Source organism: Massilia frigida, from assembly GCF_011682175.1.
GTDB lineage: Bacteria > Pseudomonadota > Gammaproteobacteria > Burkholderiales > Burkholderiaceae_D > Telluria_A > Telluria_A frigida.
The window spans coordinates 71,504-94,697 of sequence record NZ_WHJG01000005.1; the positions used below are offsets into that span (position 1 = coordinate 71,504).

At 64.8% G+C, this 23,194-nt stretch carries 19 protein-coding genes; 14 read left to right on the top strand and 5 right to left on the bottom strand.

Translation table 11 applies throughout. From position 1 onward, the window contains the following. Window positions 1–61: 61 nt before the first annotated feature. Both dacB and F2P44_RS06955 read right to left on the bottom strand, forming a co-directional pair. Window positions 62–1,519 carry a D-alanyl-D-alanine carboxypeptidase/D-alanyl-D-alanine endopeptidase gene (dacB, locus tag F2P44_RS06950; protein ID WP_167085986.1) on the bottom strand — a complete coding sequence of 486 codons (1,458 nt, stop codon included), beginning with the start codon at window positions 1,517–1,519 and terminating at the stop codon, window positions 62–64. A 14-nt stretch (window positions 1,520–1,533) separates the two neighbouring features. Then, a complete protein-coding gene (locus F2P44_RS06955) occupies window positions 1,534–2,772 on the bottom strand; it encodes a spore maturation protein (protein WP_167085987.1) in 1,239 nt (412 codons plus the stop codon). Window positions 2,773–2,923: 151 nt separating this feature from the next. On the opposite strand from F2P44_RS06955, the gene F2P44_RS06960 reads away from it, so the two are divergent. From F2P44_RS06960 to F2P44_RS06970, 3 genes are all read left to right on the top strand, one after another. Continuing rightward, window positions 2,924–4,645 (top strand): ABC transporter substrate-binding protein, encoded by a 1,722-nt coding sequence (locus F2P44_RS06960; RefSeq protein ID WP_167085988.1) that lies wholly within the window; start codon window positions 2,924–2,926, stop codon window positions 4,643–4,645. A gap of 125 nt (window positions 4,646–4,770) precedes the next feature. Further along, window positions 4,771–7,599, top strand: a complete 2,829-nt coding sequence (locus F2P44_RS06965) for a TonB-dependent receptor domain-containing protein (protein WP_167085989.1) — start codon at window positions 4,771–4,773, stop codon at window positions 7,597–7,599. A 48-nt stretch (window positions 7,600–7,647) separates the two neighbouring features. Further along, entirely contained in the window at window positions 7,648–8,700 is a 1,053-nt protein-coding gene (locus F2P44_RS06970) for a S66 peptidase family protein (protein WP_167085990.1), read from the top strand. Window positions 8,701–8,706: 6 nt separating this feature from the next. Here the strand turns inward: F2P44_RS06970 and F2P44_RS06975 are convergent, their stop codons facing one another. Beyond that, complete coding sequence (locus F2P44_RS06975; RefSeq protein ID WP_167085991.1) at window positions 8,707–9,366, bottom strand: hypothetical protein; 660 nt, start codon at window positions 9,364–9,366, stop codon at window positions 8,707–8,709. A gap of 750 nt (window positions 9,367–10,116) precedes the next feature. On the opposite strand from F2P44_RS06975, the gene F2P44_RS06980 reads away from it, so the two are divergent. From F2P44_RS06980 to F2P44_RS07030, 11 genes are all read left to right on the top strand, one after another. Next, on the top strand, window positions 10,117–12,645 hold the full coding sequence (locus F2P44_RS06980) for a M4 family metallopeptidase (protein ID WP_167085992.1): 2,529 nt from the start codon (window positions 10,117–10,119) through the stop codon (window positions 12,643–12,645). 155 nt (window positions 12,646–12,800) lie between these two features. Continuing rightward, a complete protein-coding gene (locus tag F2P44_RS06985; protein ID WP_167085993.1) occupies window positions 12,801–13,991 on the top strand; it encodes a type II secretion system F family protein in 1,191 nt (396 codons plus the stop codon). Beyond that, window positions 13,988–15,685 carry a GspE/PulE family protein gene (locus tag F2P44_RS06990; protein WP_167085994.1) on the top strand — a complete coding sequence of 566 codons (1,698 nt, stop codon included), beginning with the start codon at window positions 13,988–13,990 and terminating at the stop codon, window positions 15,683–15,685. The genes F2P44_RS06985 and F2P44_RS06990 overlap by 4 nt, the downstream gene beginning before the upstream one ends. Beyond that, window positions 15,672–16,478: a hypothetical protein gene (locus F2P44_RS06995; protein WP_167085995.1), complete on the top strand. Its 807-nt coding sequence runs from the start codon at window positions 15,672–15,674 to the stop codon at window positions 16,476–16,478. The genes F2P44_RS06990 and F2P44_RS06995 overlap by 14 nt, the downstream gene beginning before the upstream one ends. Window position 16,479: 1 nt before the next feature. After that, a complete protein-coding gene (locus F2P44_RS07000; protein ID WP_167085996.1) occupies window positions 16,480–17,031 on the top strand; it encodes a hypothetical protein in 552 nt (183 codons plus the stop codon). Further along, window positions 17,019–17,633, top strand: a complete 615-nt coding sequence (locus F2P44_RS07005) for a type 4a pilus biogenesis protein PilO (protein ID WP_167085997.1) — start codon at window positions 17,019–17,021, stop codon at window positions 17,631–17,633. The genes F2P44_RS07000 and F2P44_RS07005 overlap by 13 nt, the downstream gene beginning before the upstream one ends. Continuing rightward, window positions 17,630–18,163, top strand: coding sequence for a flagellar biosynthesis protein FlhF (locus F2P44_RS07010; RefSeq protein WP_167085998.1), 534 nt, complete (start codon window positions 17,630–17,632; stop codon window positions 18,161–18,163). Before F2P44_RS07005 ends, F2P44_RS07010 begins: the two co-directional genes overlap by 4 nt. Then, on the top strand, window positions 18,160–20,142 hold the full coding sequence (locus F2P44_RS07015; protein WP_229423428.1) for a secretin GspD/PilQ domain-containing protein: 1,983 nt from the start codon (window positions 18,160–18,162) through the stop codon (window positions 20,140–20,142). The genes F2P44_RS07010 and F2P44_RS07015 overlap by 4 nt, the downstream gene beginning before the upstream one ends. Next, window positions 20,139–20,609, top strand: coding sequence for a type IV pilin protein (locus F2P44_RS07020; protein ID WP_370662641.1), 471 nt, complete (start codon window positions 20,139–20,141; stop codon window positions 20,607–20,609). Before F2P44_RS07015 ends, F2P44_RS07020 begins: the two co-directional genes overlap by 4 nt. A 5-nt stretch (window positions 20,610–20,614) precedes the next feature. Beyond that, window positions 20,615–20,998 (top strand): type IV pilin protein, encoded by a 384-nt coding sequence (locus F2P44_RS07025; protein ID WP_370662642.1) that lies wholly within the window; start codon window positions 20,615–20,617, stop codon window positions 20,996–20,998. Then, on the top strand, window positions 20,985–21,539 hold the full coding sequence (locus tag F2P44_RS07030; protein ID WP_187363258.1) for a type II secretion system protein: 555 nt from the start codon (window positions 20,985–20,987) through the stop codon (window positions 21,537–21,539). Before F2P44_RS07025 ends, F2P44_RS07030 begins: the two co-directional genes overlap by 14 nt. A 4-nt stretch (window positions 21,540–21,543) precedes the next feature. Here F2P44_RS07030 and F2P44_RS07035 read toward each other — a convergent pair whose 3' ends face one another. Together F2P44_RS07035 and F2P44_RS07040 are read right to left on the bottom strand one after the other, a co-directional pair. After that, window positions 21,544–22,065, bottom strand: coding sequence for an alpha-ketoglutarate-dependent dioxygenase AlkB (locus F2P44_RS07035; RefSeq protein WP_370662643.1), 522 nt, complete (start codon window positions 22,063–22,065; stop codon window positions 21,544–21,546). Between the two features lie 13 nt (window positions 22,066–22,078). Further along, window positions 22,079–23,092, bottom strand: a complete 1,014-nt coding sequence (locus F2P44_RS07040; RefSeq protein ID WP_167086000.1) for an MORN repeat-containing protein — start codon at window positions 23,090–23,092, stop codon at window positions 22,079–22,081. Window positions 23,093–23,194 lie beyond the last annotated feature (102 nt).

Below are 23,194 nucleotides of genomic sequence, written 5' to 3' on the forward strand. Positions count from 1 at the left end.
TTTGATCAGTATCGGTGCGATATTGGCCAGTATCGGTGTGATTCCAGATAATTCACTTGGGCTAATTAACGGTGCCGGATCGGGCCACCCAATCGACCAGCGCATCGAGCACGGCGCGGCCCTTGCCGTTGCCGATCAGCTCGCTGTTGATCATGCCTACCACCACGCATTGCTGCCCGTTCGCATCGCGCACGTAACCGGCCACCGCCACCACATTGCGCAAGGTGCCGGTTTTCAGGCGCGCGCGCTGGGCTGCCGGGCTGTCGGCCAGCCGCTTGCGCATGGTGCCATCGACCGCCGCGATCGGCAGGCTGCTGATGAATTCGGGCGACCAGTTGCTGCGCAGCCCCGCTTGCAGCACCCCACCCATCTGCACCGCACTGATGCGCTCGATGCGCGACAGACCCGAACCATTTTCCAGCACTAATCCCGTATCGTCGATGCCGCGCGCGCGCATCCAGTCGCGCACGGTGCGCTCGGCGCGCGCCACGGTGGTTTCGCCCGGCACCGTGGCCAGCGCGCGGCTGCCCACCACCGGATCGGCTTCCAGGCTGCCCAGGCTCAGGAACACGGTGCGCGCCAGGGTGTTGTCGGAGCTCTTGTTGTAGTCGCGCACGATGTCGGGCAGGGTGCGCGATACATGCTCGGCCAGCAGGCGCGTGGCTGGCGGGCTGGCCGCTTCGACGGTGTCGCCCGCCAGCACGCCGCCCAGGCCTTTCCAGGTGGCGCGGAACAGGCGGTCGAGGTAATCCTGCCGGTCGAGCAGGTTGACCCGGTAGGACTTGGCGCAATGCTTAGGAAAACTGCCCTTGAGCAGCACGGTGATCTTGCCGAGCCGGTCGCGCTGCACGTCCGCTTGCCTCCAGCCGTTGGCCCAGCTGCCGCAGTCGGCGTCGACCAGGGTCATGGCCGAGCTGATGGTCACGCCGTCGAGTGCCGGCCAGGCCACCGCCGCCACGCTGGCGCCCGTCGAGCGCAGGTCGAGTTCGAGCATGTTCTTGTTGACCATCAGCGCGTCGGGAATCACGTTGGTGTAGGCCTCGGGCGATTCGTCGAACTGCGGCGCGCCGATATCGGGCCGGGCCGGGTTGAACAGCTGGCGGTCCAGCACCAGGCGCCCGTCGATCTTGCGGATGCCCTGGTTGCGCAGTGCTTGCAGCATGCGTTCGAGCACCTCGCCGCTGAAATCGGTGTCGGCCCCGCCGCGCAGCACCAGGTCGCCGCGCAGCACGTCGCCGGCTACGCTGGCGCCGCTGCGCAGCTCGGTGCGTCCGCGAAACGCCGGCCCCAGCTGGTCGAGCGCGACCAGCGTGGTCACCAGTTTCATGGTCGAGGCGGGATTGAGCGGACGCTCGGCCAGGTGCGACAGTAGCGCCACGTCGCCGCGCAGCACCAGCGCGCTCATCGCATCTTCGGGAATGTTGGCATCAAACAGCAACTGGCTGACCGGCGCCGGCAACTGGGCGCTGGCGGCTTGGCTAAAAGCCAGCAGGACGGCAAGGGCGAGTGGACGCAGCATGGCAATTCCCATGATCAACCGAAGAACAGGTAAGCGACAAAGATGGCCGAGACGATGCCGGCCAAGTCGGCGATCAAGCCGGCCGAAATCGCATAGCGCGTCTTGCGGATGCCCACCGAGCCGAAGTACAGCGCCACGATGTAGAAGGTGGTGTCGGCCGAGCCCTGGAAGATGCAGGCCAGGCGCCCGACGAAGGAATCGACGCCGTAGGTGGTCATGGCATCGATCATCATCGCCTTCGATCCGCTGCCGGAAAGCGGCTTCATCAGCGCGGTCGGCAGCGCCGGGGTGAATTCGGTGCGCATGCCGAGGTTGATGAACACCCATTCCAGCCCGCGCACCACAAAGCCGAGCACGCCCGAATTGCGGATCACGCTGATTGCCACCAGCATTCCCACCAGATAGGGAATGATGGTCAGCGAGGTCTGGATGCCGCCCTTGGCGCCTTCGATGAAGGCTTCGTACACATTGACCTGCTTGCGCATGGCGCCGAGGATGAAGATGATGATGATCGAGAACAGGATCAGGTTGCTCGACACGCGCGATACCAGTTCGATTTCCGGCTTGCTGAGGTAGTTGGTGAAAAAGAAGACCAGCGAACAGATGGCGGCCGTCATCCCGCCCAGCCAGCCGAGCACGACGCGGTTGAGCAGGTTGATGCGCTGCTTGATCGACACCACGATGATGCCGGTCAGCGTCGCCACGTAGGTGGCGATCATGCAGGGAATGAAGATGTCGGACGGGTCCTTGGCGCCCAGGATGGCGCGCTGGGCCATGATGGCCAGCGGAATGAGCGTCAGTCCGGAGGTGTGCAGTACCAGGAACATGATCTGGGCGTTGCTGGCCGTGTCCTTGTCGGGATTAAGCGTCTGCAAGCTTTCCATGGCCTTCAAGCCGAACGGGGTGGCGGCGTTGTCGAGCCCGAGCAGGTTGGCGGAAAAATTCATCACCATGTGGCCGGTGGCCGGGTGGTCTTTCGGCACGTCGGGAAAGATGCGCGAGAAAAAGGGCGAGATCACCTTGGCCAGCCAGCCGATGGCGCCGGCTTTTTCGCCGATGTTCATGATGCCGAGCCACAAGGTCATCACGCCGGCCAGCGGCAGGGCAATATCCATCACGCCCATCTTGGCCGACTCGAAGGTGCCGTCGACGATCTTCTTGAAAATCTCGGTGTCGCCCAGGAAAATCCACTGCGCCAGCGCCGCCAGGAAGCCGACCAGGAAAAAGCCGGACCAGATGTAATTTAATGCCATATCGTATTCGTTTCGCGTTGATGGGCGGATGTTGCAGCGAGAGTATAGGCGCAGGTTACCCCGAATTAAGGAAACCATGCAGCCCGACGATGTAAAAAGCCGGCAGGCATCACTGTGGCCTATCATACCCACCGGACCACGAGGACTTGCCATGACGATTCGCCGCCTTCTTGCCGCCAGCGCGGCCGCCCTGCTGCTCGCCGCCCCCGCATGGGCGAGCGAGAAAGTCCTGCACACCTTGCTGACCACCAGCGAAACCGGGCTCGACCCGGCGGTGGCGTCCGATATCGCCACCCTGAGCCTGCTGGAAAACCTGTTCGACCCGCTGCTGCGCTACGATTACGACGCCCGTCCGGTGGCCCTGCGCGCCAACGCGGCTGCCGCGCTACCGGAGGTGAGCGCCGATGGCCTGGTGTACACCTTCCGCCTGCGCCCCGGCATGCTGTTCAGCACCGATGCGGCCTTTCGCGGCGCGCGGCGCGAGGTGACGGCGGCCGACTATGTTTACAGCCTCAAGCGCCTGTACGATCCGGCCCTCAAGTCGCCCTGGCTGTTCCTGTTCGACGGCAAGCTCAAGGGCGATGGCGCGTTCAAGGGCCATTTCAGCCAGGCCACCGATATCGCCGGCCTGCAAGCGCCCGATCGCCACACCCTGCGCATCACCCTGGCCGCGCCGGACAAGAATTTCCTGTTTTACCTGGCGACGCCGGCCACGGGCGCGGTGGCGCGCGAGGTGATCGAGGCCTATCCGGGCCAGGCTGGCAACCATCCGGTCGGCAGTGGCCCGTTCCGCCTGGGCGAGTGGAAGCGCAGCGACAAGATCGTGCTGCTGGCCAACCACGACTGGGGCATCACCCGGCAAGGCCGGCGCCTGCCGCTGCTGGACCGGGTCGAGGCGCGCATCGCCGAGGAATTCCAGGGCCGCATGCTGGGTTTCCTGGGCGGCGAGGTCGATTACCTGGAACAGGTGCCGGAATCGCTGACCGACATGGTGATCCGCAACGGCCAGCTCAAACCCGAACTGGCGGCGCGCGGCATCGCGCTGAACCGCTTCCCGGTGCTCCAGACTTATTATATGTGGATGAACATGGAAGACGCGCTGCTGGGCGGCTACGGCAAGGACAAGGTGGCCCTGCGCCGGGCAATTGCGCTCAGTTACGACAGCGCGGAAGATATCGGCCTGCTCAAGAAAGGCTTCGCCCTGCGCGCCGAATCGCCGCTGCCGCCGAACGTGCTCGGCTACGACCCTGCCTACCGCAGCCCGGTACCGTACAACAAGGCGCTGGCGCAGGCGCTGCTGGAGCGCTTCGGCTACCGCCAGCGCGACCCGGACGGGTTCCGGCGTGGTCCGGACGGCAAGCCGCTGACCCTGGCCATGCACAGCGAGGCGACCGTCGGCGGGCGCCTGCGCGACGAGCTGTGGCGCAAGAACCTGAACGCCATCGGCTTGCGCGTGGTATTTCGGACCGACAAGAAGACCGAAATCATCAAGGCTTCGCGCCTGGGCAAGGTGCAAATGTTCGAGAGCAACTGGATCGCCGATTTTCCGGACGGCGACAATTTTTACCAATTGCTGTACGGGGCCAACCGTGGCCGCGCCAACTATGCACGCTTCAACTTGCCGGCCTACAACGAGCGCTACGAACAGGCGCGCCAGCTGGGCGACTCGCCGGCGCGCCAGAAACTGTATGGCGAAATGAACCAGTTGATCCACGCTTACAATCCGTGGGTGCCGCTGACCCATCCGCTGTCGGCTGACCTGCAGCATCCGTGGCTAAAAAACTACAAGCGCCATCCTGTCGAATTCACTACATGGCGCTACCTCGATATCGATCCGGAACAGCGCGAGCGCGCCAGTAAAATGGCACGTTGATGCATGGTGAATATTGCACTGGCCGCAAGCATGCCTTGAAGTTATAGTTGCCTTAGGAAATTTCATTAGCCGGCCTGCGTGCGTTCGATGGATGACGTCGTGCCAAGAAAAACCAAGGAGAAACCGTGGAGTTAAGCAAGCTGGCGCAACTGGTTGCCCTGATGTGCATGGCCGGCCCGGCCCTGGCGCAGGTGGCCGAGCCGCCGATGGCGCGCGTCGAAATCACCGGCAGCAGCATCAAGCGCATCGCCAGGGAAGGTGCGCTCCCGGTCGACGTGATTTCGCGCAAGCAGATCGAAGCCCAGGGCATCGTCAACGCCGAGCAACTGATCGCCACCCTGAACATCAACGGCAACGGTTCCGACAATCTTGCCAGCAACGCCGACGTCACCTCCGGCTCGCAGCGCGGCAACAATGGCGCGTCTTCGGCCAATCTGCGCGGCCAGGGCGCCGACAGCACCCTGGTGCTGCTCAACGGGCGGCGCGTGGCCACCCATGGCATGAAAGGCTCGGCGGTCGACCTCAATTCGATTCCCTTCGCGGCGGTCGAGCGGGTTGAAGTGCTGAAAGATGGCGCCTCGGCCATCTATGGCACCGATGCCATCGGCGGCGTGATCAACTTTATCCTCAAGAAAAACTACAAGGGCCTGGAAGCGCAAGCGTTTACCGACGTCACCGAAGCGGGCGGCGGCAACATCGCCCGTTACCAGGTCACGGGCGGCTTCGGCGACTTGCAGGAACAGGGTTTCAACGTGCTGTTCGCCCTCTCCACGGGCGAAAACAAGGCCCTGCGCGGCGACCAGCGCGATTTCGTCAACACCTTCCAGCCCGAGCGTGGCGTGGCGGTCGATACGCGCGGCGCGCCGTTCGCCAACGTCTTTGCAACCAGCCTGGGCAACACCATCTTCAGCCGCTCCAGCAACACCGGACCGGTGCGGCGCGGCACCACGCAAGCCTATTCCGGCGTCAGCCTGCTGGACTTGCCGGGCGGCGCAGGCTGCAATTCGGTCGATGGCATGGGCGCCTACGACGAGAAGCTGTGGGATACGCCATCGGGCGGCCTCGGCTGCGCCTGGGATACCGGACGCGCGGCCGTGCTCCAGCAGCCTGTGAAGAACAGCAACTTCGTCACGCGCGCCACCATGCGCCGTGGCGGGCACGAATTCTTTGCCGAGCTGGTCGGCGCCAAGACCGAGGTCGCCAAGCGCTTCTCGCCCAACCAGGTCTCGCCGGGCGCGGCCACCTTTCCGGCCAGCTCCTTCTATCCGAGCACGGGTGCGGCCTACAACGAGGTGTTCAATGCGCTGGTGGCCGAATTTCCATCGATCGAGGCCAACCGTGGCTTGCCGATCGCCTACCGCTGGCGCTGCATGGATTGCGGCGACCGCGAAATCGCCACCGAAAGCAAAGCCGGCCGCCTGCAACTGGGCGCGGACGGCCAGATCGGCAAAGTCGACTACAAGGTCGGCCTGGCGCGCGCCACCAGCGAATCGGAATCGACGCTGGGCAATGGTTACAGCTACACGGCCCCGCTGGCGGCTGCACTCGGTAGTGGCTTGATCAATCCCTTCCTGAAAGCGGGCGAGACGCAGTCCCAGCAGGCGCTCGACCTGATCCGCAGCACGTCCGCCGCCGGTGTCGTGCTGTACGGCGGCAAGACCACCCTGACGGCCTTCGATGCCTCGCTCTCTGGCGAGCTCTACACGCTGGCGGCCGGCCCCATCATGGCCGCGCTGGGCACCGATATCCGCAAGGAAGAATACAAATTCAATGGCGACCTGCGCAACCTCTCCGAGCGGCGCGCCATCCTCAACGCGCCTTTCGACGACGTCAATGTCCTGCCGCAAGTGAGCCGCGACATCCGCGCCATCTACGCCGAAGTGCTGGTGCCGCTGGCCAAGCAGCTGGACGTAACGGTGGCGGTGCGCCAGGATCATTATTCGGGCTTCGGCAACACGCTCAACCCCAAGGTCTCGTTCCGTTACCAGCCGGCCACGCAATTGCTGTTCCGCGGATCGTACAACGAAGGTTTCCGCGCGCCCGCGTTCAACCAGTTGTTCAACGGGATCACCGAATCGACGTACGCCGGCAAGGACCTGGCCGATCCGGGCAAGTGCGCCAGCGGCAAGGTCGACACCACCAAGCCCGGCTGCGAATCGATCACGCCGATCGTCTTTACCGGCGGCAAGCCCAACCTGGGACCGGAAACGTCGAAACAGGGCACGCTCGGGATGGTGTTCGAGCCATCCCCGCATTTCTCGGCAAATATGGATATCTGGGAAGTGCGGCGCTTCGAGACCATCAAGGAAGTCGATCTGCCGGTGATGCTGGCCAACTACGATCTATTCAAGGAGCAATTCCGGCGCGATGGCGACGGCAACCTGGCCGTGATCGACCGGCGCTGGCTCAACACGGGCGCGGCGATTACGCGCGGCATCGAAATCGGCGCCCGCACCAATGGCAAGCTGTGGGCCGGCAACTGGGCGGCCGGCATCGATGGGTCCTATGTGCTCAAGAAAAAGAGCAAGCCCCTGGAAAACGCGCCGTATAGCAAGGATGAAGTCGGCGTATTCAGCTTCACCGGCGACCTGGGCCTGAAGTGGAAGCACACCGCCTACGTCACCTTCGCCAAAGGCGACTGGAGCGCCATGTTCCAGAACGTGTATCGCAGCGGCTATACCGACCAGGTGCTGCCGGGCGTGGCCAGCGGGCGCATCGTGCCGTCCAACTACAACGCCAAGGTCGACGCGTATTCCATCTTTCATGCCAGCCTGAGCTACACTGGCGTGAAAAACCTGAGCTTCACGGCCGGGATCAAGAACCTGTTCGACAAGGACCCGCCATTTGCGATCACCTACGACGGCAACACCGGGGCCGGCAGTTCATGGGAACCGCGGGTGGCCGATCCGCGCGGGCGTTCGCTGACCCTGATGGCCAATTACAAGTTCCTTTGATTCACCAGGCGGGCGGCCCGGCACGGGGCCGTCTTCTCGAAAGCAGCCATGTCCCGTAGCGACAAGATCAGCCGGCGGGCCTTTGCCACGCTGGCGGCGGCCGTCATGCTGCCAGCCGGAGCCCACCATGCGCCACGCCCCATGCCGCGAAGCCTGATCAAACCACCGCGCCTGCGCGCCGGCGACGTCATCGGCCTGGTTGCGCCGGGCGGACGCATCAACGACGAGGGCATTGCCTACGCCGTGGCCCGGATCGAAGCGCTGGGCTTCCGGGTGCGGCTGGGGGCCAACCTGCGCGCCGTGCACGGTGGCTACGCCGGCGCGGTACAGCAGCGCGTCAACGACTTGCACAGCATGTTTGCCGACCCCGAGGTCAGGGCGATCTGGTGCATCCGCGGCGGCTCGGGCTGCATTTCGCTGCTGGCACACCTCGATTACGCGCTGATCCGCGCCAATCCCACCATCCTGCTGGGCTACTCCGACATCAGCGCGCTACAGCTGGCCATCTTGAAGCAGGCGCGGCTGGTGACTTTCCACGGGCCGGTGGCCTCGTCGGGCGTGTCGGATTATTCCACCGAGCACATGCTGGCGGTCCTGATGCACCCGCAGGAAAGCTACACCATCCCGATGGCGCTGGAAAACAGCCGGCGCGCGCTGCTGGAACCGCATTTCGCCCTGCGCACGGTGACCAGCGGGCAAGCCACCGGCCCGCTCATCGGCGGCAACCTGAGCCTGGTCAGCGCGCTGGCGGGCACGCCCTACGCGGCGGACTTCCGCAAAGCAATTCTGTTCCTGGAAGAGGTGAATGAAGCGCCCTACCGGATCGACCGCTGGCTGACCCAGCTCGACCTGGCTGTTGGGCTGGGCAATGCGGCGGCGGTGATGATCGGCATCTGCGACCATTGCGTGCCGGAAGATGAAGAACCGTCGCTCACGCTCGACGAAACGCTGGAGCTGCACTTGAAACCCTTGGTGGTGCCGGCGGTGAGCGGCTATTCGTTCGGCCACATCCGCCACCAGTTCACCCTGCCGCTGGGCGTGATGGCCCGGCTCGATACGGCGCGCCAGACGCTGACCCTGCTGGAAAGCGCGGTTTCCTGAGCGGGCTCAGTGCGAGACGATCTGCGACAGCACCGAAAACGCCGGCCCGGTCTGCGGCTGCTCCAGCAGCACGGTCAGCTCGGAAAAGGTGCACATCATGGTGACCACGTTGATCTTGTTCCACGCGAGTTTTTTCAGCACGCCATGATAAATGCCGGGGGTTTTCAGGGAGTCGGGATTGAGGCGCAGGGTCAGCGCGGTCAGATTTTCCACCCGAGCAATATGGCGCTCGCTGGCAAAGGCGGATTCCACCATGTGGATCAGGGGCCGGCTGCATACCACCAGCATTTCATGCACCCCGCGCGTGACGGAGACGAAACTGCCCGGATGGCGCTCGGCCAGGTGCAGCAGTTCGCGCTGGCATTCATTGCTGTGGTCCGACAGCCGGTACGTCACCAGGGTCAGATCGGTGCGCGTGGTCAGCTCGCTGGTGCGCGGCGAAAGCACGATCGGCGGCGAGGGCGCCGCCTGCGGCAAGCGCTCTGACAAGCGGCGCAGCGCCATCACCACCGCCGCCTGCCCCACCGGCTTCCACAGGTCCGATTCGAGCTGGGGCCGCAACTGGCGCGCCAGTTCCGACAGATTGATCAGTCCGAGCGATATCCCTTCCGTCAGGAACGCCGATTCCGACACTATTTGCTCTACTTTGGTCGCGATCGAAAGCATCTCTCTCCGGTCCTCACATGGGTAGCCGCCGCCCATCCAGCCGCGCGACGTACTCGGGACCAGGCCCTGTCTGCGGTGCATGTTTGTCGCTTTGTTACCGTGAATGGGTTCTCTTGGACTTTCCTACTGGGCACTACTGCCTGACTGCTATTTCCTGCTGCATGTGCGCCATCGGTAAATTGTTCAGGTCGACTGAGGTCCCTGGGGATCGGGCTTGGGCAACAGCACCGGGGGAGGAGACAAACATGCCCATGCGAAGGTGAAGTGTGACGTCATGATTTTCCCGTTAACTGATTGCGCTTTATCCGGAGTGTGCCCCGTGCGCTTTAATCCATGTCACCTGAGAGTTTTTCCCGGCAACTGAGAACGAGTGTAGACCGCATCCTCGTTAAAACGCAATCGAATTGAGCTTGTTAACAGTGCGAATTGTTACATTTCTGCACGTCTTAGAGTACGCCTTCTAATTCACTTCTATGTAGGAAAAATGCCTCACATTGATATGCGTCAACAAAACATTCTTTAGGCAATTGCACAGAGTACCGTTCAGTTTCTGGAAAAGAATGTCTAAAACTGAACATTTGGTGTGCATACGACCAAATCACCCATTTTTTTGACTTGGCTTAAGAAACAGGAATAGTGTGGATTCTCTCGCGTTCACCGGACCAACTTATCGGCGCGCTCGGGTGGCCGCCACAGCACACGTGGCCAGCAGTTATCTCATTCACTCACTGAACTACCAATGGAGAAATAATGAACTTTCGTAAAACATTGCTCGCTGCGTCGATTGCTGCACTTCCTTTGATGATGGTTGGTCAGGCGCTCGCCAGCGCACCGATCATGGCCGGGCCGACCGCCCTGCAGTCCCCGCAACAAAGCCAGGCCCTGGTCGCCAAGCTGGCTGCCACCCGCGCCGCCCACGGCCTCGATGCCGACCACGGCTTCTCCATTACCGTGCAGCACCCAGGCGTGATCGGCACCCGCATCAGCCGCGCCGCCCATACCTATAAAGGCGTGCGTGTGTTCCAGTCGGAATCGGTGGTGGTGACCAACGATGCCGGCGAGATCGTCAGCGAGTCGGTCTCCGACCGCCGTTCGGGCCTGGGCCAGGGTAGCGGCCATGCCGCCCTGCGCGCGCGCACCGCCAATTTCATCGTGGTGCCGCAGATCCAGAACGCCGCCGCGATCGACCTGGTGGTCAAGAAAGTGTCGCCCAACGGCGTGCACCAGACCCCGCCAAGCGCCGAACTGATCATCTACCCGATCGTCACCACCAAGCGCGCGCCGGGCGCCCTGAACAAATCCGAAGCCCAGCTCAACGCCACCGACCTGGTCGATGAAGTGACGGACTACGCGCTGGCCTACCTGGTCAAGACGCGCATGCTGGAAGGCACCAAGCCAGTGTTCTATGACACCGTCATCAGCGCCGCCGACGGCAGCGTGATCAAGCAATGGCGCGCGCTGCAAACCGTGGCCGGCACCGGCAAGAGCCAGTACAACGGCACCGTTCCCCTGAACACCAGCCTGTCGGGCACCACCTATTCGCTCAAGGATCCGTCGCGCGGCACCGGCGGCACCTACGGCATGATGGCGATCACCAATGCCAACCACAGCACCAGCGCCGGCTTGGTCTACACCAACACCACCAACGACTGGGGCGATGGCCTGCAGTACAACGGCGGCAGCACCACCAATGCCAACGGCCAGACCGCGGCCGTGAACGCCATGTGGGGCTTGATGAACACCTACGACACGCTCAAGAACGTGCTCGGCTGGCAATCCCTGGACGGCAACAACACCGCGACCTACATCGCCGCCCACGTCAACACCAACTATGACAACGCTTACTACAGCGATGGTTGCAAGTGCATGTTCATCGGCGACGGCGGCAGCGGCTTCTACAGCCTGGGCGCGATCGACGTGATCGGCCACGAAATGGGCCACGGCGTGACCAACGCCACCTCCGACCTGACCTATAGCGGCGAATCGGGCGGCCTGAACGAGTCGAACTCGGACATCACCGGTGAAATGGTGGAAGCCTATGCCCGCGCGGGCGGCACCGGCACCGTCATCCCCAACTCCGGCAACGACTGGGCGACCGGCAAGGAAATCGCCAAATCGGGCAACCCGCTGCGCTATCTGTACAAGCCTAGCCTGGACGGTTCCAGCCCGAACGCCTGGAGCAGCTCGATCGGTAACATCGACGTCCACTACAGCAGCGGCCCGAACAACCGCATGTTCTACTTCCTGTCGCAAGGCTCGAACGCCAGCTCCTCGTCCAACTACTACAGCCAGTACCTGGTCAAGAGCCCGGCCGCGATGACCGGGATCGGTAGCGACAAGGCCTTCCGCATCTGGTTCAAGGCCAACACCACCAAGTTCACCGCCTCGACCAACTACGCCGATGCGCGCAGCAAGGTGATCGCCTCGGCCGCGGAACTGTATGGCGCGAACAGCAAGGAAGTCATTGCCGTGACCCGTGCCTACGCCGCGATCAACGTCGGCGCCGACATCGATGAAACGACGATCCCGGGCGGCGGCGTCACGATCAGCTCGCAGCCCTCGAACGTCACCGTCACCGCTGGCTCGACCGCGACCTTCTCGGTCACCGCCACCGGCGGCACCGCGCCGTACAAATACCAGTGGCTGCGTAACGGCAACGCGATTGCCGGCGCCACCTCGGCCACCTACAGCCTGACCGCGCAAACCGCCGACAGCGGCGCCGTGTTCAGCGTCAAGGTGACCGATTCGGCCACCAGCCCCACCACCGCCACCAGCTCCAACGCCACCCTGACGGTGGGCGGCGGCGGCGGCGGCACCACCGAGCGCATCGTCAACGGCGGCTTCGAGTCGGGCACCAACGGCTGGGCCGGCACCACCGGCGCCATCGGTTCCTTCAGCGGCCAGTCCGCCTATGAAGGCACACGCTTCGCATGGCTGGGCGGCAATGGCGTGACCCGCACCGAAACGATCACCCAGTCGGTCGCGATTCCAGCCGCCGCCACCTCGGCCTCGCTGAGCTTCGCGCTGCATATCGATACCGCGGAAACCGAAAACGTGGCCTACGACAAGCTGGTTGTCACGGTCAAGAATTCGGGCGGCACCGTGCTCGGCACCCTGGCAAGCTACACCAACCTGAACAAGGCTGCCGGTTACCAGGTCCGTACCTTCAACCTGCTGCCGTACAAAGGCCAGACCGTGACCCTGTCCTTCGCCATGCGTGAAGACTCGTCGCTGCAAACCTCCTTTGTCGTCGACAAGGTGAGCCTGCTTACCCAATAAACCGGGTGACCCCACAAGAGGATGGCTGGCTGTCCGTCCTCTTTTTTCAGCTCCGGCTTCGGCCGGGGCTATTTTTCTTTTAAGGAGGCCCTGATGTCACCTGGATAACCAGGCCGAATGCGAAGCAAGGAGTCAATCAGTACAAAGGGTCAACCATGCAGTTTCAACTCCAGGTCCAGGCCGCTGCCGCCGCAGGCAGCCGCCAGCATATCGCCATCGATGCCCCCAGCGAAGCCGATGCCATCCGCATCGCCGCGCGCAAGGGGTGGCGCGTCCTCGCGATCGAGCGCCCGCAGGCGCCGGCCGAGCCGCGCCGCAAGCACGCTTTTCCCCTGATGCAGTTCAGCCAGGAACTGCTGGCCCTGCTGGAAGCGGGGCTCAACCTCACCGAAGCCATCGCCACCTTGCACAACAAGGAAACCCAGCCCGGCACGCGCGCCACCATTGGCGCCATCTTGCAAACCCTACAACAGGGCAAGAGCTTGTCGGATACCTTGAACGACTTTCCCGCCATCTTCCCCGAAATCTACGTCGCCACCGTCCACGCGGCCGAGCGCTCCGGCAACCTGCCCGAAGCCCTCGGCCGTTTTGTCGCCTACCAGCTGCAATTCGAGGCGATCCGCAAGAAGCTGGTCTCGGCCGCCATCTATCCGGTGATGCTGCTGGTGGTCGGCAGCCTGGTCACCCTGTTCCTGCTCGGCTACGTGGTGCCCAAGTTCAGCGTGGTGTACGAAACCTCGGGGCGCGACATTCCCTGGGCCTCGAAAATGATGCTCGGCTTCGGCCAGCTCATGTCGGCCCATCCCTTCCTGTTTCTCGGCGCGCTGGGGGCGCTGGTGGGCGCACTGGTGTTCGCCGTCAGCAACGCCGCCATCCGCCAGCGCCTGATTCTCGCGCTGCTGCGCCTGCCGGTACTGTCTTCGCGCGCGGCCGAATTCCGGCTGGCGCGCTTTTACCGTGCGCTGAGCCTGCTGCTGCATGCCGGCATTCCGCTGTCCAAAGGGCTGGCGATGGTCTCGGCCATGCTGCTCCCCGGCCAGCAGCAGCAGCTCGACGCGGCGCGCCGCGCGGTGCAGGAAGGCTTGCCGTTTTCCAGTGCGCTGGAACAGAACCAGCTGGCCACGCCGGTCGCGCAATCTTTGCTAAAGGTGGGCGAAAACACCGGCCGCCTGGGCGACATGCTGGAGCGCTCGGCCCGTTTTCACGACGAAGAATTCGCGCGCTGGGTGGACTGGGCTTCGCGCCTGCTCGAACCCTTGCTGATGACCTTCATCGGCGTGGTCATCGGCGGCGTGGTGGTGCTGATGTATATGCCCATCTTTGAACTTGCCGGGAGCCTGTCATGAACGCCCCTGATTTCCCCCACAAGCCGGCGCTGGGCGCGCCGCTCACGGCCGCGCTGGTGCAGCAGGCGCGCCTGGCCGCGCTGGCCCAGGGCCGTCCGATGCTCGCCGTGCTCGAAGAGATGACCGGCGCCGAGCCGGAAGTGTTTGTCGCTCAGTTGGCCGCGCTGTTTTCCTATCCGCTGTGGACCATCGTCGCGCTGCAAGCCGGCACCCCGGCCTTTGGCCTGATGCCCTACACCGACTGCGCCCAGCGCGAATGCGTGCTGATGGAAGGCCCTGCCGGGGTTCCCGTGCTGGTGCTGGGCGACCCCTTCGCCGACGACACCCTGCAGTGGGCCGACGCTGCCCTGCACGGCGGCTTTTCCGTGGCGCTGACCCACCCGGACGAACTGAGCGCCTACCTTGCGCAGCAGGAGAACGTGCAGCAAGCCATGGCCGGCATGGCCGGCGACGCCGACCAGGTCGAGAGCCTGGACCAGAGCATCGAAGATATCTCGCTGGTGCGCATCAGCGAAGACAGCAGCCCGGTGGTCAAGCTGGTCAACTCCACCATCTACGATGCGCTCAAGTTCCAGGCCAGCGACATCCACCTCGAATGCGACGGCGACAAGCTGATTATCAAATACCGGGTCGACGGGGTGCTGGTGCAGGCCGGCCAGGTGCAGGGCTTGCAGATGGCCGAGCAGATCATCTCGCGCATCAAGGTCATGGCCGACCTGGACATCGCCGAACGCCGTATTCCGCAGGATGGCCGCTTCAAGGTGCGCGTCAAGGGCGCCGAGATCGACTTCCGCGTCTCGATCATGCCGAATATCTTCGGCGAAGATGCGGTGCTGCGCCTGCTGGACCGGCGCGCGCTGACCGAGGCGGCCCAGTCGCTGCGCCTGGAAAGCCTGGGCCTGAACGCCGACGCGATTGTGCTGATCCGGCGCCTGGCCGCCAAGCCGCACGGCATGCTGCTGGTGACCGGCCCGACCGGCTCGGGCAAGACCACCACCCTGTACGCCGCCATCACCGAGATCAACACGGGGCGCGACAAGATCGTCACCATCGAAGACCCGGTCGAATACCGCCTGCCGCGCGTGCTGCAAATTCCCGTCAACGAAAAGAAGGGATTGACCTTCGCGCGCGGCCTGCGCTCGATTTTGCGGCACGACCCGGACAAGATCATGATCGGCGAAATCCGCGACGACGAGACCGCGCAGATCGCGGTGCAGGCCGCGCTCACCGGCCACCTAGTGTTTACCACCCTGCACGCGAATAACGTGTTCGACGTGGTCGGGCGCTTTTTGCACATGGGCGTGGACGCCTACAGCTTCGCCGCCGCCCTGAACGGCATCGTGGCGCAGCGCCTGCTGCGCCTCAATTGCGAACACTGCGCGGTGGAAGTGCCGCCCGACCCGGACCAACTGCGCGACAGCGGGTTGACGTCCGCCCAGGTGGCGGGCTGGCGCTTCAAGGCTGGTGCCGGCTGCGGCCATTGCCGCGGCACCGGCTACAAGGGCCGCAAGGCGGTGGCCGAAGTACTGATGCTCAACGACGCCATGCGCGAAATGATCACCACGCGTGCCCCGGTCAGCCGCATGAAGGAAGAAGCCGCGCGCGCCGGCATTCGCCTGGTGCGCGAAGCGGCGCTGGACCTGGTGCGCCAGGGAGAAACCACATTGATGGAGCTTAACCGTGTCACTTACTGAACTCTTCTCCAGCCGCACCGTGTGCGTGTCCCTGGCGCCCGACCTGCTCACCGCCGTGGTCCGCAGCGGCAAGCGCATCGTCGCCCACAGCGAAGTACGGATTCCCCTCGACCACAGCGACGGCAAATGGGATGGCGCGCTGGCGGCCTTCGGCGCCTACCTGCGCACCGCCGGCGTGACCTTGAAAGGCGTGCCGGTCTCGGTGGCGCTGACCACGCGCTGGTGCCAGCTGGCCATGATCCCCTGGAGCGACGCGCTGCTGCACCAGGGTTCCGCCGAGCGCTTCCAGCAAGCCCAGTTCGTCGGCATCTATGGCGACGCCGCGCGCACCTGGTCGATCGTGTGCGACGACGCGCCCTACGGCCAGCCGCGCCTGGCCTGCGCCATCGAGCGCGACTTCCTGCAAGGACTGCAGGACGTGGCGCGCGAATGCGGCCATCCGTGCATGGCGATCGAATCGGTGCTGTCGATCACCTGGCGCGCCATCGCCTCCGGCCACCCGCAGGCGTTCGCGCTGGTCGAACCGGGCCGCCTGGTGCTGGCCGCTGCCGCCAATGGCCGCATCCACGCGGTGCAGGCGCAAGCCCTGCGTGGCCCGTGGGAAAGCGAACTGCCGCAAGCCTGGCAGCGCTGGACCCTGCGCGCGCCCGAGCTGGGCGAAATCGCCCAGGTGGCGCTGGTCAGCCTCGACGAACGGCCGGCGGCCCACGCCTTGCCCGACCACTTCGACATGGTCAAGCTGCCGCCCGCGCCAGCGCCCGGCTACGCCGCCGTGGCGATGATGAGGTGCTGAGATGGCGCTGACCCAACTCAATTTCGTCCGGGGCGCGCAAGCGCCCAGGGGCTGGCGCCTGGCCTTGCTGGCCGGCGGCCTGCTGGCGCTGGGCGCCGCCGGCGTCGACTGGGTGGTGCAGGCGCGCCACGCCGGCGCGCTCGAAGCGCAGCTGGCGCTGGTGCAGCCGCGCGAAGCGCCGCGCGCGCGCCTGTCGGAAGCCGACCAGCGCGCCCAGGACCGCCAGCTGGCTATCATCGGCGACGCCGTGCGCCAGCTTAATTTGCCGGTCACGCGCCTGGTGAAGACCGTGCAGGCCCCGGCCGACATCCACGTCGCGCTGCTCGGCATGGACCTCAACAGCAAGCCGGAAGCCGGTGCGCAAGGCAGCAACGCCGCCGGCGGCCTGAAAATCGCGGCCGAAGCCGAAACCGCGGGCGACATGATGAATTACGTCGCCTACCTCAACGAGCAGGCCCTGTTCACCTCCGTGTACCTGGTCAAGCATGAATTGAACGGCGCGGCGCCCAACCGGCCCTACCGTTTTCAACTGGAGGCGCAATGGCAGGATTAAAAATCGCCAGCACCGGACAGCAGGCGGGCGCACCGTCGCAGCTGGCCGCGCGTATCAGCTGGGATGCGCGGCGCCACGGCGCACGCCTGGGCTGGGGCGCGCTGGCCGGCGCCTGCGCGCTGGCGCTGGCCGCCCTGTGCGCATGGCAGTCGCAGCGCCTGCAGGCGCGCCGGCACGACCTGGCTCAGCAAATCACCGCCGCGCGCAGCGCCAAACCGGCGCAGCAGCGGGTGGCGCTGCCGGACGGCGCGCGCCGCGTGGCGGCCTTCTACGCCTACCTGCCGGCGCACGACACGATTCCCGACCTGCTCAAGCAACTGGTCGACGTGGCCGCCAAGAACGGCGTGGTGCTGGCCAAGGCCGACTACAAGGCGCAGGCCGAGGATGGCGCCGCCTTCATGCGCTACCAGATCACGCTGCCGATCAAGGCCGACTACGCCAAGGTGCAGGCGTTCATCGTCGGCGCCCTGCACGCCATGCCGGCCCTGACGCTCGATTCCGTGACATTCAAGCGCGAGCAGATCGACACCGGCGAAGTCGAGGCGCGCGTGCATTTCAACCTGCTGGTCAGGACGGCAGTGGCAAAAGGAGGACGCCGATGAAAAAGATGACGATGGCGGTGGCGCTGGGCGCGACCCTGCTGGCCTGTTATTTCGCGCCCGATGACGATACCGACATGATCGCGCCGGCCCAGGCCCGTACCATCGTGCCGGCGCCGGCCGTGGTGGTGCAGGCGCCGGTAGCCGAGCCGGAGGCGCCGCTGCTGGAAATCCGTCCGCGCGCGCAGGACGAGGAACTGGGCAACGCGTTTGCGCGCCAGAGCTGGCAGGCGCAGGTGGCCGACGCGGTTCCGCTCAAGCCGGCCGAGAGCACCGTCACCAAGCCGGTGCAGGCAAGCGCGCCGGGCAATGCGGGCGGCGCGCCGCAACTGCCGATCCGCCTGCTCGGACGCTTTCTCGACGATGGCAGGCAGGCTTACTTCCTGCAGGTCGAGGAGCGCAACGTGGTGGCCTATGTGGGCGACAAGATCGACGACAGCTACACCTTCGACAGCGCCGGCGACGACACGCTGACGTTCACGTATCTGCCGCTCCGGAAGCAACAAACACTCGCAGTAGGGGAGATGAATTGAATCACACACTGACGAAGAAACTGGCGGGAACGCCCTTGCGCATGCTCGCACTGGCGGTGGCGCTGAGCGCCTGCGCCGGCCCGCAGACCTTCAAGGAAGGCAAGGCCCTGCTCGAACAGGGACAGATCGAACAGGGCCTGGCCAAGCTGGAACAAGCCGTGCGCCAGGAACCCGGCAACGCCGAATACCGGATTGGCCTGTTAAGCCGCAAGGCCAGCATCATCAATGCCTTCAACACGCGCGCCGAACGGCTGCGCCAGCAGGGCAATGTCGCCGAGGCCGAAAAACTGTCGGCCCAGGTGTTGGCGATCGACCCCGCCAATGTGGTCGCGCAGCAGGGCATGCAGGCCATCGCGCTGGAGCAGCGCCACAAGGAGCTGGTGGCTGGCGCCGAGGCGTCATGGCGGCGCGCCGGCGAGGCCGACCTGGCGCAGGCGCTCGACACGCTGCGCGTGGTGCTGCAGGAGCGTCCCAACCAGCGCGACGCGCTGGCGCTGAAAAGCCGCATCGCCGACGAACAGGCCAAAAAGGGCGCGGGCGGCAAGCTGGCCGCCGCCTACCGCAAACCGGTGACGCTGGAATTTCGCGACGCGCCGGTGCGCTCGGTGTTCGACTTCCTGGGCAAGGTCTCGGGCCTGAACTTCGTGTTCGACCGCGATGTCGATCCGGCCTTGCGCACCACCATCTCGGTGCGCAATACCAGCCTGGAAGAAGCGATCCGCATGCTGCTGTCGGCCAACCAGCTCGAACAAACCGTAACCGGCGAGCGCGCCATCACGATCTATCCGAACACCGCGCAAAAGGTGAAGGATTACCAGCAGCTGGTGGTGCGCAGTTTTTACCTGGCCAATGCCGACGCCAAGACCGTCTCGTTCTCGATCAAGACCCTGCTCAAGGCCAAGGACATCGTCACCGACGACCGCCTCGGCATCATCATGATGCGCGACACGCCCGACATGATCCGGATGGCCGAACGCATCATCGCCATGCAGGACATGGCCGACCCGGAAGTGATGCTCGAAGTCGAGGTGCTGGAAGTGAAACGCACGCGCCTGATGGAGCTGGGCATCCGCTGGCCCGACAAGGCGACCCTGAGCCTGGCCGGCGGGGGCGAATCCCTGTCGCCGCTGACCGTCGCCAGCCTTGGCGGCATCAATCGTGGGAGCATCAACGTCGCCATCGGCAGCGCCACCATCAACGCCAACCAGGTCGACACCGACGGCAATATCCTGGCCAATCCGCGCATTCGCGTGCGCAACAAGGAAAAGGCCAAGATCCACATTGGCGACCGCGTGCCGGTGATCACCGTCACCACCAACAATGGCGTCAGTTCGGAGAGCGTGAACTATCTCGACGTGGGCCTGAAGCTCGACGTCGAGCCGAACGTGAACCTGGACGATGAAGTGGCGATCAAGATCAACCTGGAGGTGAGCACCGTGGTCAAGGAGATCATCAGCAAATTGGGCACGCAGGCTTACCAGATCGGCGCGCGCACGGCGGGCACGGTGCTGCGCCTGAAGGATGGCGAGACCCAGGTGCTGGCGGGGCTGATCAGCGACGAGGACCGGCGCAGCGCCGACAAGCTGCCCGGGTTTGGCGACCTGCCGGTGCTCAAGCGCCTGTTCGGCAGCCAGAAGGACGATACCTCGCGCAGCGAGATCGTGTTGTCGATCACGCCGCGGATCTTGCGCAGCCTGCGCCGGCCCGACCTGACGACCGCGCAGTTCGACTCGGGTACCGAATCGAATGTGGGCGGGCGCGGGCCGGGGCCGGGCGGCGGATCGCCCGCCGCCGGCCCCCAGCCGGGAGTCCAGGCTCCCGAGGCGCCCCCGCCAGTGCAGGCGCCGACGCAGCCGCCAGCGGCGCCTTCGCCCATGACCGGCAGCGATGAACCGGCACCGCAAGCGCCCGCCGGCGACAGCCCGGCCGGCACCGGCAAGCCGCCGGGCGCCGATGCGCCGCGCAAGGTGATCCAGTGAAGGCGCGTGGCTTCACCTTCATCGAGCTGATGATCACGCTGGCGATCATGGGGACCTTGGCGGTGGTGGCGGTGCCGATGGCGCAGGTGGCGGTGCAGCGCGAAAAGGAGCGCAGCCTGCGCAGCGCGCTGATCGAAATCCGCGAGGGGCTCGAAGCGTACAAGAAGGCGGCCGACCTTGGCCGCATCAAGATCGCGGTGGGCGACTCGGGCTATCCGAAAAAGCTGGAGGAGCTGGTCGAGGGCGTGCCAGACCAGCTCAGTCCCGCCAAGAAGAACATCTATTTTCTGCGGCGCCTGCCGCGCGATCCGTTCGCGCCCCAGGACGAGGGACGCGCCGCCGATACCTGGGCCAAGCGCTCGTATGCGTCGCCGCCGGATAATCCGAGCGAGGGCGGGGACGTGTTCGACGTCAGCTCGCGTTCGGCGGGAGTGGGATTGAACGGCGTACCGCACAAGCAGTGGTGAGGGGGATGAACATGAAAAGAAAACACGCGGGATTTACCCTGGTCGAACTGCTGGTGGTGATGGCCATTATCGCGACCTTGCTGACGATTGCCGTGCCGCGCTATTTCGGTTCGGTCGACAAGTCGAAGGAAGTCGCGCTCAAGGAAAACCTGCATGTGCTGCGTCTGGGGATCGACAAATTTTACGGCGACAAGGGCGTGTATCCGGCTTCGCTGAGCGACCTGGTGACGCACAAGTATTTTCGTTCGGTGCCGGTCGACCCGATCACCGAATCGAGCGTGACGTGGCAGCCGGTGGCGTCGCTCGATCCGGACAAGCCGGGCGTGGCCGACATTCGCAGCGGCGCGCGTGGCAAGACGCGCGAGGGTGTGCCGTATGAGCAGCTGTAAGCGCGCGTATCCGGGCGGGTTCGCGTACATCTGGACCCTGCTGCTGGTGGCCTTCATGGGGATCGGCAGCAGCATCGCCAGCGAGCTGTATTCGACCTCGGTGCGGCGCGACAAGGAGCGCGAGCTGCTGTTCATCGGCCACGAATTTCGCGCTGCGATTGCGCGCTATCACGACAGCGCGGCGGCCGGGCCGCAGATGTATCCCTTGACCCTGCAGGATTTGATCAAGGACCCGCGCTTCCCGAACGCCAAACGCCACCTGCGGCGCCTGTACGCCGACCCGCTCACCGGCAAGGCCGAATGGGGCCTGATCAGGGTCGAGGGCCGCATCGTGGGCGTGCATTCGCTGTCGCAGCGTGCGCCCATGAAGGTCGACAATTTCGACGAACACGACAGCGGCTTTCGCAACAAGGGCCGCTATGCGGACTGGGTGTTCGTGTACCCGCACGATATGTTCATCGCGCCGCAGGAGGGCGAAAACGGCAAGAACGGCGGCCCGCTGCGGATCGGTGTCTTGCCCAAGCCGGGCACGCCGCGCTGAATGCCTAGCGGCGGATCGCGCGAAAGGTCAGGCTGATGCGTTCGCCGGCGTGCGGGTCTTTGGGAATCGCGTGCATCCACTCCTGCTGCACATGCTCCGACATGTACAGCAGCGAGCCGTTCGGCAGCGGATAGTCGACCCGCAGCGCCGCATCAAGCTTGTTGCGGTAGGCCATCGCGCGCACACTGCCGAGCGAAATGATGGCCACGCCGGTGCCGTCGGCGAGGCCATCGGTTTCGTCGGAATGGAAACCCATCGACGACCTGCCGTCGGGGTAGTAGTTCAGCAGGCAATTGTTGGGACGGAAGCCGAGTTCGCCCTCAAGACGCGCGCAGAGGATGTCGAGCAGCGGCGGCATGGGCGACTCCGCGTAAACGATCTGCGAGTAGTTGTAGCTGGCGCCGAAACTGGCTGTCTTGCGCGCCTTCATGCGCTCGTCCCAGGTGACGGTGCTCATCAACTCGGCGAAGAGCACATCGGGATCGGCGATGAAAGCGGGGCTGAGGCGAATCGGGGGCGTCTGCACGGGAGCGTATCGTCTACCGCAGGTGGGTAAACTCCATCAGGTAAGGAAATGCCATGGTACACGGCTTGCCTGAGCAGCGTGCCGGTTTGTATTTTTCTTTCATCGCGACGAGCGTCGCCAGTGCCGACAGTTCGGGGGTGGGCGACGCGAATGTCTTGACCGATTGCGCGTTGCCTTCGCTGTCGACGATGACGATCATGCTGAGCAAGCCTGGGACCGCCTCGCCTTGCGCATTCGTCACGGCGTGAATCGAACGCAGCACACTGCCGATGCCGCCGAGCGGATAAGGCGGCTCATCGCTCTCGTCGAGCAGGGCATAGCGGCTGCGGAAAGCACGGCGCTGTTCCTCGGTCAACTGCTCCCAGGATGCGCCGTAGGGTTGCCGACCGCCCGCGACGATGCGGTGCAGGATATGCGAGCCGGTCCTGGGTTCGTCGGCCTTCAGCTGCGGTGCCCCGAACTGCCCGAACTGCCCGGACGGCATGGGCGAAGGCAGGCTGGGTGTTGCGCGCGGGATGGCATCGCCCTCCGCGCGCCGCCCGCTCGACAGCACCGCCACGCCCTGACCGGTGATCTGATCGTTCTTCCATTCTCCATCGTAGCGGCCGCCCAGCGAATAGACGATCGATCCCTTGCCCTCGCGCTTGCCCGCTTTCCATTCGCCCTGGTAACGGTCGCCCAGCAGGTTGACCGACACGCCCTGCCCTTCCTGCAAGCCGTCACGAAACTCGCCGCTGTATTCGTTACCGGGATAGCTTGCGAGGTAGCCTTTGCCATGCGGCCGGCCTTGCTCCACCATGCCCGCATAGCGCCACGGCCTGCGCTCGTCACCATGCTTTTCGATGATGCCTTCGCCATGCGCCAACCCCTCTTTGCAGGGACCGCGCCAGCGCAGGTCGGCGCCTGTTTCGATGCCGCGCAAGGCAAGTGCGCACGCTTCCCTGGCTTGCGGCGCCGGCGAAAGCAGCAACGCGAGCGTGAGCAAGGGCAAGGGGAGAAACGGGTTCAAGCGGGGCAGCGAGGGCATGTCAGGCTCCTTCATCGACGAATACCTATTCGATTGATGTACTGACGAATGGTTCCGCACAGCGCCGATCTGGCCCGGCTGGGGTGCCGCGTTCCTGAGCGC